Origin of the sequence: Streptomyces sp. B3I8 (assembly GCF_030816915.1) — a bacterium.
GTDB lineage: Bacteria > Actinomycetota > Actinomycetes > Streptomycetales > Streptomycetaceae > Streptomyces.
The window spans coordinates 3,801,675-3,817,537 of sequence record NZ_JAUSYN010000002.1 but is presented as its reverse complement, the minus strand read 5'-3'; the positions used below and the strand labels follow the sequence as shown (position 1 = coordinate 3,817,537).

Here is a 15,863-nt window from a genome sequence, read left to right as displayed (position 1 = left end):
AATTCCGGAGCGGCTCCAACCCGGCTTAACCACAGATATTGCTCCTAAATCGCCTGAGCTTCCCAAGCTGAGGTGGCTCAGGCACCGTCGTCATGTGCCGACCGCCGTTCCCTCCTCTGGTCGACGATCTAGGGCAGCGTGGCTGAGGCCGGTGGGGGTGCAGCGAGGCACACGCGCACCTGCACGGTCGGCTGATCCGCCATCGTGGCTGACTGTCGTTGGCTGAGGCTCGGACAATCCTCGGCCCAGCTCCGCCAAGGAGACGATCGAGGCGAAAGTACCGTGCTATTCGCATGCCAGCTCCTCCGGGGAATCACGGGGGGGCAGCGGGAACTCGCGCCGGGTGCGACCAGGAGTCCAGCACCATCCCGCCGCAGGTCAGCGGAGCTACAGCCGTCAAGAGCCCCGAGCTTCCCAAGCTGAGGGCGCAACGCGCTAGGCGATGGTAGTGACCTCCCTCGGCGAGGGACTCATGTCAGCCTGTCGTGGCAGTGCTTGGCAGCCTCCTCAGCGAAGGCGCAGAGCTTGCCAATGAACTCTTGGTAGCTGTCGGCGACCTCGCCGTCCTTGCTCGGCGGCCCGTCGATCCACTGCTGCCAGAGTCCGTCAGGCGCGAGGAACCGGGCCGCGTAGTCAGCACCGAGCTTGGCGTCGAGCAACAGGAGCGCGCCGAGGACGGCTGTCTGGTCGTAGTAGAGGTCGGGGCGCCGCAGGTAGCGGTCGAGGTAAGCGACCAGCAAGTCGGCGTCGGTCCGGGTGCCGAAGCTGGCCAGAGCGACGCAGTACGCCTGCCCCGCGTAGGGCCCTTCACTAGCGAGCATGAGTTCGCCGAGACGATCCCGGAACTCGGATCTGCCGGCCACGGCGACGAGCCAGGCTGCCGTCTTACGCTCGCGCCACCCTCCGTCGAGCAGCGTGTCCAGTTCACGAGGACTGATCTCACCGGCAGCCTGGCCCAGCTTGCGGAGGAACTTGGTTCGGTTGCGTCCGCTCATCCCGAGAAGGCTGCCGCCAAGTTTGAGGTACCGCCGGTCGGGCGTGACGTAGCGGCGGATCAGCTTGAGCGGCTCTTCCTCATCGTGAGCGCGGCGCATAGCAGCATCCTCGTATGGACGAAGCCGACAGACCAGCAAATTGGCAGGTCGGCCGTCTCAGCCCTGCGTGGCCGTCCGTCTCAGTTTCCTTCTCATTCAACCCCGTTCACGGCCGTTCAGGCGGGACCAGGAGCCGGGTGCAGCCCACGAGCGGGCCGCCCGTGAACCCAGGTGAACACCCCCGAACGACGCCCGCCACCCCACCACCACAGTTGGAAAGCGTGCACCGTGATCCCGGTGTCAGAGCCTGGGCTTACGGTCCAGGCATGGCAACCAGACCATCAGCACGTTGGCGGGCCCGCGTGGAGAGCGAGGCAACCGAACTCGCCGCTGGCACACGGGCCCCGAGCGATGCCTTCCTGTCGGACCTCTTCCCTGAGTCACTGCTGGCGGCGACTGACGGGGCACTGCAGGCGTTCGAGTCGGAGGTGGACCCGCTCCGGAACCAGGACGACGAGCAGGTCTTCGAGGTGATCAAGCGTGTCGTGCTGGCCCTGAATGAGATCAACGAGGACCACGACGGCGCCGGCTTCGAGACCGAAGAGCGCGAGGAGTTGTGCCTCTACATCGATCAGGTCTTGACGGGGCACGGCATCGATGTCCCTGCTCTGGCAGCGAGGCGAGGCATCAGCCGCACCGAGATCACAGATGACTGGCGGGACTGGTAGCCGCTGCTGTACAGCAACGGAATACAGCAACCCCAGCAACCGACGGCGAACGACTCCGGCCCTCAAGGGCCTCCCCGCAGCCTGTATGACCTCCAATGACCGATCTCTCCAGAGCTACGGATCAGAAGGTCATGCTCTCAGCGTCAGTGACGCCGAGGGCAGCGCCGATTTGACACCGAAGTCGGGCCAGCGGCCCACCCAAGGCGGCGAGACGTGATCAGCTTGACGCGTGGAGTCCATCATCGCCAGCGCCATAGCCGTTCTTGGAACCCTGCTCGGGTCGGGGATCACTCTGGCGTTTCAGCAGCGCACCACCGACAGGAGCCATCAGTTCACCCGCCGCGAGAAGCTTCGGCAGGAGCGACTCGATGCCTACTCCGCCTATGCCGGCGCGTTGGTCAACTATCGCCGCTGCCTGGTCCATCTGTGGTTCTGTGAGCATGAGCAGCCACCACCGGAGGACCCCGACGCGGTGCGCATCCGCGCCTACGACTTGCGCTCCAGCGCTCAAGAGGCCCTCTTCCGGGTGCAGATGCTGACGGATGACGATCGGTTGAGTCGGACCGCGGAAGACGTGCTTGCGGACATCACGGACCTGCCCAAGGCGGATGCCAGGGCTGAGCTGGACGAGCTGAGAGCACGCACCCGTGACAACATCAGCCGACTCGTCGGCTCAGCGAAGCAGCACCTTTGAGGTACGTGCACAGGCCCCTGGGCTGATTCCGAGCGCCGACGGACCGCACCACAACCGCACCAGATCGAGCGGGGAACAGCGAGGAACCACGGTGACTGGGGCAACACCCGTCGAGGCCCCGAGCGAACCGTTCATCCAGGTCAGCGCGGAAACCGGCCAAAGGCTCGCAGCTTCCCAAGTTGATGGCTCAGGCATCGTCGTAGCGGCCCGGCCGTCGTAGTCCGCTCTGGTCGACGGCATTGGCAGCGTGGCTGAGGCCGGTGGGGTGCAGCGAGGCACACGCGCGCCTGCTCGGTCGACGCACCCGCCGCCGTGGCTGGCTTTCGTCGGCTGAGGTTCAGACGATCCCATCGAAAGCGCCAGTCCTCAGGCGAGCGCAGCGAAGCTGGGCCGTCTCTGGGCCGTCCGAGGGCGCTCGACAGCGACCGGCAACGACCAACGACGACCATCACGTAGGCAGGGACACCGCTTCTCACCAGCAAAAACCCAGCTCACCAAGATCCCCGACAACACCCAGGGCAAGAAGACACCGATGAGCGAGGGCCTTGACCACATGTGGCCGTTGGTCACGGACGGCTGTCCAGCGGCACAGCATGCGCATCATGAAGTATGGGAATCGATCTGGAGTTGCACTCATCACGGCCGGCTCGTAACTGGCGCAAGTCCCGCGCGACACTTCTGCGGAGCTCCCAAGGGCACGGCGACGCGCTGGCCGATGCGCTCGGCTCGCTGCAGCTCCTTGGAGTACCGGGGAGGCTCACTGCCGTAGATCCGTACGGAGACACGGTGATGAACGAACAAGAGGCCGCAGCCGCTCTCCAGGAGATCCGCGGCCTGACGCAGCGATGCGGTGATGAACGTCAGCTCGCCGCACTGGGCGACCTCGCAACGATGCTGGAAGAGTGCGCGGCTACCCCAGGCAGTTACCTGTGGTTCGCGGGCGACTGAAGCTCGTGCCACGTCCGCTGCGTGAGTGTCTAACTGCGTGACAACGCCCACGAACAGCGGCGGACAACAGCGGACGTCTGTGGACCGTCAGCGCTGCTGAGAGGCCCACCAGGCCAAGGTCAGAAGCTCACCCAAGTTGCTTCGGGACGAAGAGGTCCGTGCCCCAATCGCGCCCGATCGTCGGGGTAACACAGAGAACTACGGTGGCTAGTGGACACCGCACAGCACCACTTCCCCTGGCTATCTGACCTGATCAGGGGCCGTTGCGATCAGGGCGGGCCATATTGAGACTTCACCGACTTGTCTGCGGCTCTGCAACGCGGCGATGTCATCCGTCGAAGCGAGACCACTCGACTGTGGCATCAGCCAGCAGGGCCAGAGCGCTGCGGTGAGTGGCGCCGGCCCACGCCTCGAACTTGTTATCGCCTGCTTCGCAGACGTGCATGACGAGGCCCGGCGCCACATAGAAACGAGTGGGACCCCAAGGCCAGAAGGGGCGCAGCGGAACCGGATCCAGCCGCTTGGTGAGCTGGTCAACCTGTTGTGCCGTGAGTTCAAGGCTGCGAGGCAGCGCCAAGTAGTCCGCGCCCATGGCGGCCTCGAAGAGTGAGAACTGAAGGAGGAAGCCACTGAGCGGCTCCTGTTCGGCGATCGGCCTTTCACTGTCGTCGCAGAACCAAACGGTCGGATCGGTCTCCCCACCGCCGAGCGTCCACAAGAGTGACCAGACGAATCCTCCTTGGTTCTCGACACCGAAAACCATCATTTCCCCACGGTCGTCGGTGCGCAGGGCTGACTCGGGGTAGATCCTGTTCTGCACTCCAAGAGCCGCCGGCCGCTGCACAGCCAGCCGGTAGAGCTGTCTCAAACCATCGGGTATGGGTGCCGACGGCAGTCTGGTGGACGGCGTGTCCGCAGTGTCGGTGACCGGGTACCAGCCTGTGACGAACTGCTCCAGCGCCACCGCGCGGTCGCCAATCACGTGCCGGAGCCAGTCCAGCCCCGGGAGATTCACCGCAGGCAGCGGCGGACGAACCCGGTCAAGCAGGTTCCGGCTCAGGGGCACTTCGAGCCGCACCACGCAGCGGGTGAGTTCGTACTCGGTGCAGCCTGGCCGCCGGGCTGTCCCAACCTGGACAGTACGACCGGCACCGAGGTACAGCAGGCCGTCCTCGACACGGACCATGAGGTGCACGGGCAACCCCTCGTCGACCGCGCCCCATTTCCATGTCCGCCCCGCGAGTCGTTCCGTGACCGGTGCCGGAGCCGGGCCGAACAGACGGACCTCATCCGCGTTCCACACCCCGCTCCTGTTGGGGCCTCTGTCACCCGCCCCGGTGACGATCACGGTTCCCGCCGGACCGATCACGACCGTCGCGCCACCGAACGTGAACCGCTCGGCATCGTCGGCACCACCGACCAGCGCAAACGCCTGCGCCGGGTCAGTCAGCACCCCCACCGGCACCGCAGGAATCTGATCAACCATCCCGATATCTTCCCTTGCCGCCACAGCTGCCAACGGCCAGCCCCAGCAACCGCCACAAGACGACTGGCAGGCACGCCAAAACTTCGAGGCGATCGGCGCGTGCAACGAGTTAGCTCCGCCGTGCCACAAGCGCACCAGACGGGGCGGGGAACGCGGGGCCGTGACAGCGCCGGTGCCCGCCGAGGCCCCCGAAGCAGCCGTACATGCGGCTCAGGGATTGAATCGGCACTGTTTCCCTCAGCTTCCCAAGCTGAGGGCGCACCGTCGGCCTTGACCTCATCGGCCCGGCCTGAGCGGCTGAGTACATGGCCACGGACACCAGCGAGTACGAGAGGTCGATGCCGATCGTGGCAGCCCACATGGCGAAGATCGAGCGGGCGGTCGACCGGACCCGAGCCTCACACGCCGGGCAGCCCTATGCGGCAGTCCATCAGGCGCTTGTCGAAGCGCTGCAAGACGAGGACGCTCAGCATGTCGTCCCGCAGGTGATCGAGGAGTTGGCGCGACAGATCTCTGAAACCCCGGCGAGCCCCCGTCCTGACATCCACGCCTGACATCAACGGCGGCAGACAGCAGGAACCCTGGGCAACCCGCGGCGGCCGCACGCCCCGAGCGTCTGAGTCCCTGAGGCCACGTGGACCGAACTCCTAAAGTGGATGTCGCTTCCCCACCCGGCCCAGCTCGAACGGGCTGGCCCCGCCACAACGGGCCGGCACGAGGGGAAGTCGCCGCCGACCGACGCGTGTCATGCCGACCCTAGGCATGTTGACGGGAGCCGAAGGCCCGACGCTGTTGCGGTACAGCAGCGAAGTACAGCAACCAACGTGACCTCAGCTGGCTGCCAACAACCGTCGATGGCCAACTGACCAGCCCGCCAGACTTCAATGACCTCCCAGCCGAGAGTCGGGACGAAGAGGTCGTGGGTTCAAATCCCGCCACCCCGACAGAGAGACACCGGATCGCCCGGGCTACTCACGTGAGTAGCCCGGGCGATCGGCTATGTGTGTGTCTATTTGTGTGACTACCGGTTCCCGCGTGTCGCGGCGTGCTGGGCCCGGTGACGGCGTGGGGCATGCGAGGTTCACGCCGACGTTCAAGCGGCCCCGGCGGTCCCTGCGACAGCCGCGATCCTAAGCAGCCGCTCCAGCTTCTTCCGCCCGCGTCCGATCAAGCCGAAGGCATCCACCGGGTCCACGTCCGGGGGCAGCGGCGTATCGGTGAGGACATCCGTGAGGGTGTACCGGCCGAGCAGCCATCGCTGTAGTGCGCGCCAGCACCTTTCCGACGGCCCGCGGTACCAGCGACTTGGCGATCCCGGGCAACGCGGCAGCCGGATCCCGCACGGCTCCCACCGCTGACTGCGCGGTGTCCGCGGCCTGTGCGGGTTCCGCCGCTGCGGCGAACTCCTCGCAGGGATTCGGCACCAGGTCCACCACCTTCTCCGCGACCCGGTCGGCGATCCTGCCTTCCGCATCGGCCGCAAGCGTCGGCGCGGACAGCTTCACGTGTTCGGCGACCACGGACCGGAGGAACTCACCCACCATGTCGGCGAAGAACACCTGGTAGAGGTCGCACAGGAGGTCCCAGGCGAAACCGCCGCCCCAGGCACCCGCGCCCATGGCGTCGTCCAGCTCGGGATGCCTGTCCCGGACGTCACGTACCGCCGCGGCCACTGCTCTGCGCACCGCGGCGTCGGCGAGCGTGCCGCCGTTTCCTCCGACCTCCGGTACGAGACGCGCGACGAGCGCATCCGCCGACTCCGCGCCCTCGGTGGCCAGGGTGCTCAAGGTTCCGGCGAGCCGCTCACCGGCCGCACAGGCCGTGTCGTACAACCCGAAAGCCGATCGGTCGGCACGAAGCGTCTCATGCAGGGCAGACAAATGGTCCGCGGCGATCTCCTCCAAGCGCCGATCCGCGTTGTGCGAATCCTTTCGCCAGCGCGCCAGTCGCCTCGCGGCGGAGCTCCAGTGAGCGCCGTTCGGCCCCTTCCACCGCGTGGACGTCCCCACAGCACCCCCCAGCCCGACGGTGTCCCGCCCCGGTCCTCCAGCCATGGCATCAGACCGGACAAGTCACAGGGAGGGCGCGACTCGGCCAGGACGGCTCGGACCGGTCGGGTGGCCGGTCGACCAGTTGGCCGGACGGCTGCTTCGGGGCGGTTCGGGCCGTGGCACGTGCGCTGAACCGTACGGCGCCGCGCGTGCGGCCATGGACGATCGAGTGCCGCAGGCCGAAGCCGGCCGGGACGAGGGCGGGCGACAACCGATCCGTTCCCGCAGCTCCTCTCCCGGACGCCGGCGCGCCGCTCAGCCATTGGGGCCTGCTGTGTCGCGGTCCGTTTGCCGTAGTCCCGCCGTCCTGCTCGGTACCAGGACGGCGAGGGTGCGGCGTGCTTCCCGGCGTAGTGTGCGGCGGCCGGAGAAGGTGGCGGTCAGTGCGAGGACGGAGACCGTGCTGCCGTAGAACATGGCGACAATCGTGGAGAGGAGCCCGACCGTCATCGGGCACGCACCTTTCTTCCCCCGCTCGGCCCGTCCGGTTCGCAGTCCGGTGGATACGGGCGTTGATGCGTTCATATCCACGATACGTGGGGCGTCAAGACCGCTTGTGCGCACGCCCCTTGAGCTTTCCTCAAGCCTCGAAGCTGTCCCGGGCGTGTTCGATGTGGGTGAGGTGCTGGTGGGTCCAGCCGCAGAGGGCGTCGACCGCGACGCGCAGGCCACGGCCCGGCTCGGTGAGGGTGTATTCGACGCGTGGGGGCACGGTGGGGTACACCCTGCGGTCGACCAGACCGTTGCGCTCCAGCATGCGCAGGTTCTGGGTGAGCATCTTGTGGCTGATGCCCTCCACCTCGTTCCGCAGTTCGCTGAAGCGCAGGGTGCGCTCGTCGAGTGCCTCGATGATCAGGAGCGCCCACTTGTTGGCGACGTCCGAGAAGATCTCCCGGGCCAGGGAGTCCGCGCGTCGCAGGTCGGCGTCCTCGGGCAGGCCTTTGAGCAGTTGCTTGGTCACCATTGGGTTCCCCAGTCACAAAAAAGTGCGTTCTTCCAGGTCAGCGCTCACTCTCCTACAGTTCCCGAGTAACTACAAGAGAGTGGGTCGTGAGCGGCCCACTGGCGACTCAATGGAGGACGAGCACTGTGGCCGACAACCATGTCTTCACCTATGACATCCCCGCCGAGAGCGACTTCGGCTACGCGCAGGCGATCAGGTCCGGTGAGCTGATCCACGTCTCCGGGCAGGTCGCGTTCGACGAGGCGGGCGAGTTCCTCCACGCGGGCGACTTCGCCGGACAGCTCGAACAGACCTACGCCAACATGGACAAGGTCCTCGGCCACTACGGCGCCACCCGCAACCAGGTCGTCTCGCAGACCGTGTACATGGTGGGTCTGCGGCAGCACGCCGCCGCGGTGTCGGAGGGCAATCTGAGGTACTTCGGCGACCACCGCCCGGCCAGCACGGTTCTCGGGGTATCCGAGCTGGCCGTGCCCGGTCAGGTGGTGGAGATCAGTGCCGTCGTCGACATGCGGTTGCCCGCGTGAAGTCTCCAGGAACTGGGCCGGGGGCGGCGCATGTAGGTTTCGCCCATGTCTGACGGCCGGCGCACCGATCGGATCGGGGCGGCGCTGCGGGGCGAGAATCCGACCGTGCTGCGACGGCCGGCGTCGGGGTTCGAGGTGATCGGGGACGTGCAGTTCCTGCCGGGCTACTCGGTCCTGCTCGTGGACGAGCCGGGTGTGCGGCGGCTGTCGGACCTGCCGAGGGCGAAGCGGCTGTCGTTCCTGTCGGACATGGACAGGCTGGGCGAGGCGGTCGAGCGTGCCTGTCGGCGGTTGGACCCGGCTTTCCGCCGGGTGAACCTGGAGATCCTCGGGAACACGGACCCGTTCCTGCACGCGCACATCCGGCCACGGTTCGCATAGGAACCGGCCGGTGTGAGGGACAAGCCGGTGTGGCTCCGTCCGCGCGGACGGTGGAGCGACGAGCGGTTCGCCCTCGGGCCGCACCACGACGTGCTGCGGGAGGCGATCGGCAGCGAACCAGACCGGCTCCGGTCGGGCACCTGACCGGTCAGGTGCCCGACCGGTCAGGTGCCCGACCGGTCCTCCGCCGCGCGGGCGAGCACAGCGGTGCCGTGCACCGGCCGCCCGCCGGCCTCGCACATGTCATCGCACCTGACCGGATCCGAGTTCGACGAACCGCCGCAGTTCCTCCCGTACCCGCGCGCCCCGTGCGCGCAGGTCCTCCTCGGTGACGGCGTGGTGGAGTTCCGCCGTCCTGCCCACCAGAACCTCTGCCGCCTCGACCAGTCGTGAGTCGTCGGAGAGGAAGCCGATGCGATACAGCGCGTACCACGCTTCGCCCCGGAGCCGGTAGCTCTCCGTCCGCGCTTCCTGGAGTGCGGACTCCGGCCGTTGCTGGTTCGCGCGGTCCCACCGTACGAATTCCGCCCGTCGGTACTCCATGATGACTCTGGCGAAGTCGCCGTACGCGGCGAGCCGCTGCTCCCGAAGGCGTTCGGCACGTGCGTAGGCCTCGGTGCGGACCGTGGAGCGGCTCTGGAGCATGTGGTTGACCACGGATCCCGCCAGTGTTCCCAGGATGGCGATGGCCGCGGCTATCAAGGACTCCATTTCCCGAGTCAAGCACGGGTGATCCGCAGACGGACGATTACCGCGTCAACCACACGTATACGCAATTCTACTGACAGTGCGTCAGCGCGCGCGTATCGTGGGAAATCGGGGCCGACCGCCATCTCGGGCCCCACTCCGTCGTTCGGCGGGTGTGGTTCTGTAACCGGGGGGCTCGTTGCAGATCGTCGGTCATCATGCGCACCTTTCCAGCGGTGACATCCGCCGCCTCATCGGATGTGTCAGCGCGCTGTCGGGCCCGGCTCCCGGGAGTGAACCGGTGGCACGCCTGCTTCCCGGTGGTTACACCGGGTCCCTCGTGGCGCTGGTGTGGACCGAGCACCTCGACCCACTCGTCCTGAAGGCCGGGCCGCAGGAGCACATGCTCGCCGAGCGCGAGAACCGGGCGGAGTACACCGGCGGCGACCCCTGGCTGACCGAGCGCGGCCTCGACGAGACGTTCGGACCGGTGGAGGTGGAGGTCGAGGCGCGGTCGGAACTGTGGTCCGTGGTGGTGTACCCGTACATAGGCGGGAAGACGTTCGCGGAGATCGGCAATTTCGGTGACTTCGCCGAGCTCATCAGGACGTACCTGTGGAGCCCGAACCGGGACGAGTCCCCGTCCGAGTCGACGTTGCGCGAATGTCTGCGCATCGTCGCCCTGAACCTGGCGGCGAGTACGACTGTCCGCCCGTCGGCGGCCGCTCAGCCCCTGCTGAGGTACCTGCCTCCTCTCCGCTGGGACATGGGCATACTCGCCGCTCTCAACACGGCGCGCTCCTTCTGCCCCGACCTGCCGGAACTCGCCGGATTCCGCGAGTGGTGGGAGGAGAGCATCGCCTCCATCCGGGTCGCTCCCGTGCACGACGACCGACTGCTGCACGGGGACGTGAGGTTCGCCAACGTCCTGGTGGACTCCGTCCACTCCGAAGTGCACTTCATCGACTACGGCAACGGGCGTCGCGGCCATGTGTTCGAGGATTTCGCACGGTTCGAGATCGATCTGCTCTTCCGTACCACCTCGAGGGTCGACGGGGACCAGGCCCTGGACCACACGCAGCTGCTCGACGCGACCGCGCACCTGCTGCGGGACGAGGTCAGCCTGGGTGAAGGCGCGACGACCGAGAACAACCGTCAGATCAAGTGCATCACCCAGTGGCGGCGGATGATGTACCAGTCCCTGCCCCAGATGGCACGGCCCGGGGCCACGATGATGTACCGCTGGTTCCTTCTGCGGGAGTGTCTCAAGCGCACACGATGGACCGCCGGCGCCGCCATGGGGCACGACGAACCGGACGCCGCGTCCCTGATGTATCTCATCTGCGCGCTTCGCCGACGTCTGTCCGGGGACGGGGAGACTCACCCGCGCATCTCGACGGCGCCGCAGGTGCTCGCCTCCGCGCTGCGGTGCCGGGCTGCCTTCGTACCGACCCGCGGATCGGAGCGTGTGGTGAACCAACTGCGCAACGCCTCGAAGAAGGCCGCGCTGGTGGACGCGGCCACCCGCATCTCGACCGTTCGGCTGCTCGCCGAGACCGGGCAGTCCTACCTGTCACCGCGGGGCCAGTTCACCGGGGAGATCCGGGATCTCCTCGCCGCGGGGGGCAGCTTGCAGGTCGCCGTGTGCAGCCCGTACATGCCGGAGTATCTCGGTCTCTCCATGTCCTACATGGAGCACGACGACGGCCCCTACGTACCCGATCCCACCCTGCTCAGGAAGACCGAGGAGAGTCTGGACGGCTTCACTCTCCTGCGCCGGGAGTTCGGTTCGCTGATCGAGCTGCGACTGTGCCGGTTCGCGGTGGGCGCCACCGTGCTGATCACGGAGGAGACATCGTTCTACGAGCCCTACTTCAGAACACCGCGCATCAAGCGCCAGAAGCTGCTCTTCGACTCGTTCGAGTTGCAGTTCGACGTCTCCGGGCTCCACAGCAGAAGCCTGATCGAGGAGACGTTCGCCTTCCACTGGAGGCACTCGGACTCGGTGGAGGACACCAGGGCGAAGACGGAACGGTACGAGACGCTTCGCGGCGCGTTCCTGAAACTGTGGCCGTGACTCCGGCCGCCGCGCGCCTCCAGGGCTCCGTGCCGCCGCTCATCGCCGAGCACGACACCTGGATCACCCTCGATCCCGTGGTCGGCTGCCCCGCGGACTGCGCCTACTGCTACCTCGGCGTCCTCGGCCTGCGCGCCACCAAGCCTGTCGCCCGGGTCTCCCCGCGGGACCTGGCCGACGAGGTCGATCGGTATCTGAACGGCCGGCGTGCCGAGGTGATGGATCCGCTGGACGATCCCACCCCGCTGTGTCTCGGGAACCACACCGACATGATGATGAGCCCGGAGAACCGCCGGGCGACGATCGAGGTTCTCCGGGAACTGTCGCGGCGCATCCCGCCCCGCACCATGGTGCTCATCACCAAGGCGGTGCTGCGAGAGGACACGATCGCCGAGATCGACGCCATCGGCTGGCCCGTGGTGTGGTTCTTCAGCCAGTCGCTCGCCCGCACCGCGGGGATCCCGCTGGAAGCGGGCCGAACCGCACGGCTGGAGGAGACCCTGGCCAACGCCCGGCTGGTGAGCGCGTCGAGGAACCAGCACGCCGTCCACTTCTGGCGGCCGTTCGTGCGTGAACTCCTGCCCGATCCGGCGTCTTTGGAGACGGTCGTCGAGTCCCTCCACGCGTCGGGCATGCGTTGTTCGGTCCTGAACGGCCTGAGACTCGGACCGGGAGTGCCACAGGACGATGCGCGGCTGCGGACGCATCTGGCTGAGACCATGCGAGCCGGAGAGGGCGCGACGGAGGTCTTCGACCGCGAGCGCTGGGGCCAGGCGGTCCGCGCGGGGCGACGGACGGAGTACCCGCTGTACCGGCACAGTTCCTGCGCCCTTGCCCTCGTCCGCTCGGCCCGGGAGCAGTTGGGGACGTGGAACCCCACAGTCTTCGCCGACCGGTGCACCCCGTGTTCGTGTCCGGCGTGGCAGCGTCGGCTGTGCGCGCCGGACGCGCCGGTGGCGGGCGACGGCCTCCTGGGCGGTCCCGCCGCACTGCGGGCGAGGATCGCGCGCTTCCTGGGGATCGGTGAGGACCATGTGCTGGTCGACGAGGCGAGGAAACATATCCATGTCGATGCCGCGGTTCCGGAATTCGACTACAACACGCTATTGCACGCCCTACGCGGCACATTCGTCGTCGCCGCTCGCTCGATCGTATGGCAGCGGGCTTGGGAGAGCGGATGGCCCACCGCGGCGGGGCGACACGCACAGGACGGTTCGGGAACCCCCATCGAAAGTATGGTGCCCAAATGAACAAACTCATCGCGAAAGCACTCCCGTCGCTGTGGAGCGGGATGGACACACGCGTCGGACGACTCAGCCGCATCACCGGTTTCGTCACCGTGTACGGGGAGGAGGACGACCCACGGCTCTCGGTTTTCGCCCGCTTGTGGCATGTCGAACGCGTGGCGCTGGCGGCGCGGTTGATGTGTGACCTCACTGGCGCGGAAGACCTCGGCCGGGTACAGAGGCTGGTCTGGCTGCACGACCTGAACAGATGGCCCTTCGCCCACAACGCCGAACGCGGCAACTTCGACCAGGCCGCCAATGTCGCCGACTACTTCGCCGACGACCGCGGGGTCGACCAGCGCGACCTGCGCGACCTGCGCGGCATCCACGAGAAGGCCGCGTCGGCCCTTTCGCGCGAGGGCGGGACCGTCCTCATGGCCGATGCCCTCACCGGCGCGATCGAGGACATCCTCTTCGCGGTGACAGGGCTCAATCTGCATCCCCGGGTCATTCCCCGGGAGGTGGAGGAGCGGCTGGGATTCTCCCTCCGCGAGAAACGATGGTACGACCTGTGCGAGCGGACGGCCGGGAGGTTCCACGGTTCCGGAAAACCGCAGGTCGACGAGTACCGAGAGGATTTCCACACCCTGTTCGACGCGCTGCTGCGCGACTTCCTCGACCGCCGTGCCGCGAGTGGTCCGACATTGGACGGTGCCGGACTTCTGGGCATTACCAGGTTTATCAGGGACCGTTTCATCGCACCGGTCGTTTTCCCGCTGAACAATGAGAAGGTATGCCATTCCTCCTGGATCAGGGGTCAGGTCGTGCCCTGGTACCTCAAGAATGTGGAGAACGCTCGGCAGCGGCTGCTGGAGATCGACGAGTACCAGTTCGTGTCGGACGTCCTGGCACGTGATGCGCCTTTCCCCGCCTCGCGGTTCGTGGCGGACCTCGGATACGTGTCCCGGGAGACACCCGAGTCGGCGTTCGTCCACTGAAGGCGGGGGGCCGCGGGCCGGTCGGTTCTCAGGGGAAGCGGACGGTGACCACGAGGCCGCCCTCGGGGCCGGGGCGGGCGGTGAGGGTGGCGTGGTGGGCCTCGGCTATGGAGTGGGCGATGGAGAGGCCGAGGCCGTGGCCGGTGGTGGCGGTGCGGGACGGGCCGAGGCGTTGGAAGGGTTCGAACAGGTCGGGGATCCGCTCGGGGGGTATGTCGGGGCCCGTGTTGGTGACGGTCACGGTGCGGGTACCCAGGCGGACGCGGACGTGGCCGCCGGGGTGGTTGTACTGGACGGCGTTGTGGACCAGGTTCGTCAGCAGGTGGCTGAGCAGGACGGGGTCGCCGTGGACGAGCGGTGGGGTGTCGGCGGCGCCCTCCGGTGTGACGTCCAGGTCGAGGCGTAGGCCGCGTCGGGTGGCCTGCGCGGCGAGTCGCGTGGTGACGCGGCGGGCGGTGGCCGCGAGGTCCACGCGTGCGGTGCGGGTGAGGCCGCGGTCGCTGCGCGCCAGCAGGAGGAGTGCGTCGATGAGCTGTTCGGCCTCCCGGTTGGCGTCGAGAAGGTCCTCGCGGACCTCGGCGAGACCGTCCGGCAGCGGGTCGGCGAGGCCGACCTGGAGGCTGGTGCGCTGAACCGCCAGGGGCGTCTTCAGTTCGTGGGAGGCGTTGGCGACGAAGCGGCGCCGGCTCTCGAAGGACTTCTCCAGGCGGTCGAGCATGGTGTCGAAGGTGTCGGCGAGCAGGTGGAGTTCGTCGGGGGGACCGTCGAGCGCGAGGCGTTGGTGCAGGTTCTGTTCGCTGATCCGGCGGGCGGCCTCGGTCATGGAGACGACAGGGCGCAGTGCCCGTCCGGCGAGCCACCAGCCGAGCAGTCCGGCGAGTACGGCCATCACCAGGAGGCCGACGGCCGACCAGAGCACCATCTGGCGCAGCGCGGTCTCCTGGACGGCGCGTACGCTCTGGTCGATCTTCCAGACCTCGGCGACGTCGTACGGCCGTGGGACGACGCCGACCGGCCGTGTGGCGACGCCGACCGGGCGCGGAGTGACGGGGTTCGATCGCGGGGTGGTGGGGTTCGGCCGCGGGGTGGTGGGGTTCGGCCGGGCGGCGTCGGGAGGGACGGGTACGGAGGTGAAGGGGCTGCGGGGGTCGGTGGGGCCGTGGTCGGACCGGGCGATCGCCATTCCCTGTACCTGCTGGTCCGTTCCGTGGCGGGCGAGCAGCACCACGAAGGTGAGCAGGGCGATGCCGGCGGCCAGGAAGAGCGTGCAGATGGCGGCGGCCAGGCGGGTACGGAACGGCAGTCGGCGCAGCGTGGCGCGCGGGCTCAGCAGCGCGGCGCGGGCGTGCGGCAGCGCGGCACGCGGATTCAGTCGCACAGCCGGTACCCCTCTCCCTTGTCGGCGACGATGAGGCCGGGGTCGCCGAGTTTCCCGCGCAGCCGGCTGACGGTCGCGCGGACCGCACTGGTGCGGGGGTCGAGGTTCTCGTCCCAGACGGTGCGGACCAGCTCGTCGTGGTGCACGGGCGTCCCGTCGGCGGCGAGCAGCAGGTGCAGGACCGCGAACTCCTTCGGGGTCAGGTCCAGCGCTCTGCCGTCCACGGACGCCTCGTGCCGTGTCGCGTCCAGGATGAGGGGGCCTCGGCGCAGCAGGACCAGTGGCGGTTTGGGTGCGCGGCGGCTCAACGCGCGTACGCGGGCCACGAGTTCGTCGAAGTCGAAGGGTTTCGCCAGGTAGTCGTCCGCGCCGAGGGCGTCGAGGCCGTAGACCTTGTCGGTGAGCTCGCCGGCCGCGGTCACCATCAGGATGCGCGGCGCGTCGTCGAGGTCGCGCAGCCGTCTGCACACCTCGTCGCCGCTCATCACCGGGAGGTCGCGGTCGAGGACGATCACGTCGTAGGCGGTGTGCAGGCACATCCGCTCGGCCTCGTCGCCGGTCCGGGCGATGTCGACGGCCATCGCCCGGCGGCGCAGCCCGGTGGCGACGGTTCGGGCGAGCACGCGATGGTCCTCGGCTACCAGCACTCTCATGCGGTCATCAGACCAGCAGCGTGTTCGCATC

16 protein-coding genes and 1 pseudogene are annotated in these 15,863 nt (G+C 67.8%); 9 read left to right on the top strand and 8 right to left on the bottom strand.

Annotation, left to right across the window (positions count from 1 at the left end):
- Nucleotides 1-470: 470 nt before the first annotated feature.
- Nucleotides 471-1,094, bottom strand: a complete 624-nt coding sequence (locus tag QFZ64_RS19095; protein ID WP_307067361.1) for a DUF6000 family protein — start codon at nt 1,092-1,094, stop codon at nt 471-473.
- A gap of 266 nt (nt 1,095-1,360) precedes the next feature.
- On the opposite strand from QFZ64_RS19095, the gene QFZ64_RS19090 reads away from it, so the two are divergent.
- The 3 genes from QFZ64_RS19090 to QFZ64_RS19080 all read left to right on the top strand — a co-directional run bounded on the left by QFZ64_RS19090 (nt 1,361) and on the right by QFZ64_RS19080 (nt 3,404).
- The gene (locus QFZ64_RS19090; RefSeq protein WP_307067359.1) at nt 1,361-1,762 is read left to right on the top strand and encodes a hypothetical protein; all 402 of its coding nucleotides are present in this window, start codon (nt 1,361-1,363) and stop codon (nt 1,760-1,762) included.
- A 229-nt stretch (nt 1,763-1,991) separates the two neighbouring features.
- Nucleotides 1,992-2,456: a hypothetical protein gene (locus QFZ64_RS19085; protein WP_307067356.1), complete on the top strand. Its 465-nt coding sequence runs from the start codon at nt 1,992-1,994 to the stop codon at nt 2,454-2,456.
- 609 nt (nt 2,457-3,065) lie between these two features.
- Nucleotides 3,066-3,404, top strand: coding sequence for a hypothetical protein (locus QFZ64_RS19080; protein ID WP_167795644.1), 339 nt, complete (start codon nt 3,066-3,068; stop codon nt 3,402-3,404).
- Between the two features lie 328 nt (nt 3,405-3,732).
- Here QFZ64_RS19080 and QFZ64_RS19075 read toward each other — a convergent pair whose 3' ends face one another.
- Nucleotides 3,733-4,890 carry a hypothetical protein gene (locus QFZ64_RS19075; protein WP_307067354.1) on the bottom strand — a complete coding sequence of 386 codons (1,158 nt, stop codon included), beginning with the start codon at nt 4,888-4,890 and terminating at the stop codon, nt 3,733-3,735.
- Between the two features lie 305 nt (nt 4,891-5,195).
- Here QFZ64_RS19075 and QFZ64_RS19070 point away from each other — a divergent pair, with 305 nt between their 5' ends.
- Complete coding sequence (locus QFZ64_RS19070) at nt 5,196-5,444, top strand: hypothetical protein (RefSeq protein WP_307067352.1); 249 nt, start codon at nt 5,196-5,198, stop codon at nt 5,442-5,444.
- 576 nt (nt 5,445-6,020) lie between these two features.
- Here QFZ64_RS19070 and QFZ64_RS19065 read toward each other — a convergent pair.
- The 3 genes from QFZ64_RS19065 to QFZ64_RS19055 all read right to left on the bottom strand — a co-directional run bounded on the left by QFZ64_RS19065 (nt 6,021) and on the right by QFZ64_RS19055 (nt 7,905).
- A complete protein-coding gene (locus tag QFZ64_RS19065; protein ID WP_307067350.1) occupies nt 6,021-6,794 on the bottom strand; it encodes a hypothetical protein in 774 nt (257 codons plus the stop codon).
- Between the two features lie 402 nt (nt 6,795-7,196).
- Nucleotides 7,197-7,391, bottom strand: coding sequence for a hypothetical protein (locus QFZ64_RS19060; protein ID WP_307067348.1), 195 nt, complete (start codon nt 7,389-7,391; stop codon nt 7,197-7,199).
- 130 nt (nt 7,392-7,521) lie between these two features.
- The gene (locus QFZ64_RS19055) at nt 7,522-7,905 is read right to left on the bottom strand and encodes a helix-turn-helix domain-containing protein (RefSeq protein WP_307067346.1); all 384 of its coding nucleotides are present in this window, start codon (nt 7,903-7,905) and stop codon (nt 7,522-7,524) included.
- Nucleotides 7,906-8,030: 125 nt separating this feature from the next.
- Here QFZ64_RS19055 and QFZ64_RS19050 point away from each other — a divergent pair, with 125 nt between their 5' ends.
- On the top strand, nt 8,031-8,432 hold the full coding sequence (locus QFZ64_RS19050; protein ID WP_307067343.1) for a RidA family protein: 402 nt from the start codon (nt 8,031-8,033) through the stop codon (nt 8,430-8,432).
- 45 nt (nt 8,433-8,477) lie between these two features.
- Nucleotides 8,478-8,957, top strand: a pseudogene (locus QFZ64_RS19045) (diadenosine tetraphosphate hydrolase).
- 99 nt (nt 8,958-9,056) lie between these two features.
- Here QFZ64_RS19045 and QFZ64_RS19040 read toward each other — a convergent pair.
- Nucleotides 9,057-9,524, bottom strand: a complete 468-nt coding sequence (locus QFZ64_RS19040; RefSeq protein WP_307067341.1) for a hypothetical protein — start codon at nt 9,522-9,524, stop codon at nt 9,057-9,059.
- Between the two features lie 277 nt (nt 9,525-9,801).
- Here QFZ64_RS19040 and QFZ64_RS19035 point away from each other — a divergent pair, with 277 nt between their 5' ends.
- From QFZ64_RS19035 to QFZ64_RS19025, 3 genes are read left to right on the top strand one after another with little or no spacing between them, the layout of a single operon-like run.
- Nucleotides 9,802-11,577, top strand: a complete 1,776-nt coding sequence (locus QFZ64_RS19035; protein WP_307067340.1) for a phosphotransferase — start codon at nt 9,802-9,804, stop codon at nt 11,575-11,577.
- The gene (locus QFZ64_RS19030) at nt 11,574-12,827 is read left to right on the top strand and encodes a hypothetical protein (protein ID WP_307067339.1); all 1,254 of its coding nucleotides are present in this window, start codon (nt 11,574-11,576) and stop codon (nt 12,825-12,827) included. The genes QFZ64_RS19035 and QFZ64_RS19030 overlap by 4 nt, the downstream gene beginning before the upstream one ends.
- Nucleotides 12,824-13,801: a hypothetical protein gene (locus tag QFZ64_RS19025; RefSeq protein ID WP_307067336.1), complete on the top strand. Its 978-nt coding sequence runs from the start codon at nt 12,824-12,826 to the stop codon at nt 13,799-13,801. The genes QFZ64_RS19030 and QFZ64_RS19025 overlap by 4 nt, the downstream gene beginning before the upstream one ends.
- Before the next feature lie 28 nt (nt 13,802-13,829).
- On the opposite strand, the gene QFZ64_RS19020 is transcribed toward QFZ64_RS19025, so the two are convergent.
- Complete coding sequence (locus QFZ64_RS19020; protein ID WP_307067334.1) at nt 13,830-15,179, bottom strand: HAMP domain-containing sensor histidine kinase; 1,350 nt, start codon at nt 15,177-15,179, stop codon at nt 13,830-13,832.
- A complete protein-coding gene (locus QFZ64_RS19015; RefSeq protein WP_307067332.1) occupies nt 15,170-15,832 on the bottom strand; it encodes a response regulator transcription factor in 663 nt (220 codons plus the stop codon). The genes QFZ64_RS19020 and QFZ64_RS19015 overlap by 10 nt, the downstream gene beginning before the upstream one ends.
- Between the last annotated feature and the right edge of the window lie 31 nt (nt 15,833-15,863).

Coding starts and splice junctions, on each gene's coding strand:
- QFZ64_RS19095 (WP_307067361.1), bottom strand. CDS start 1,094: ATGCGCCGCGCTCACGATGAGGAAGAGCCGCTCAAGCTGATCCGCCGC.
- QFZ64_RS19090 (WP_307067359.1), top strand. CDS start 1,361: ATGGCAACCAGACCATCAGCACGTTGGCGGGCCCGCGTGGAGAGCGAG.
- QFZ64_RS19080 (WP_167795644.1), top strand. CDS start 3,066: ATGGGAATCGATCTGGAGTTGCACTCATCACGGCCGGCTCGTAACTGG.
- QFZ64_RS19075 (WP_307067354.1), bottom strand. CDS start 4,890: ATGGTTGATCAGATTCCTGCGGTGCCGGTGGGGGTGCTGACTGACCCG.
- QFZ64_RS19070 (WP_307067352.1), top strand. CDS start 5,196: ATGGCCACGGACACCAGCGAGTACGAGAGGTCGATGCCGATCGTGGCA.
- QFZ64_RS19060 (WP_307067348.1), bottom strand. CDS start 7,391: ATGACGGTCGGGCTCCTCTCCACGATTGTCGCCATGTTCTACGGCAGC.
- QFZ64_RS19055 (WP_307067346.1), bottom strand. CDS start 7,905: ATGGTGACCAAGCAACTGCTCAAAGGCCTGCCCGAGGACGCCGACCTG.
- QFZ64_RS19040 (WP_307067341.1), bottom strand. CDS start 9,524: ATGGAGTCCTTGATAGCCGCGGCCATCGCCATCCTGGGAACACTGGCG.
- QFZ64_RS19025 (WP_307067336.1), top strand. CDS start 12,824: ATGAACAAACTCATCGCGAAAGCACTCCCGTCGCTGTGGAGCGGGATG.
- QFZ64_RS19015 (WP_307067332.1), bottom strand. CDS start 15,832: ATGAGAGTGCTGGTAGCCGAGGACCATCGCGTGCTCGCCCGAACCGTC.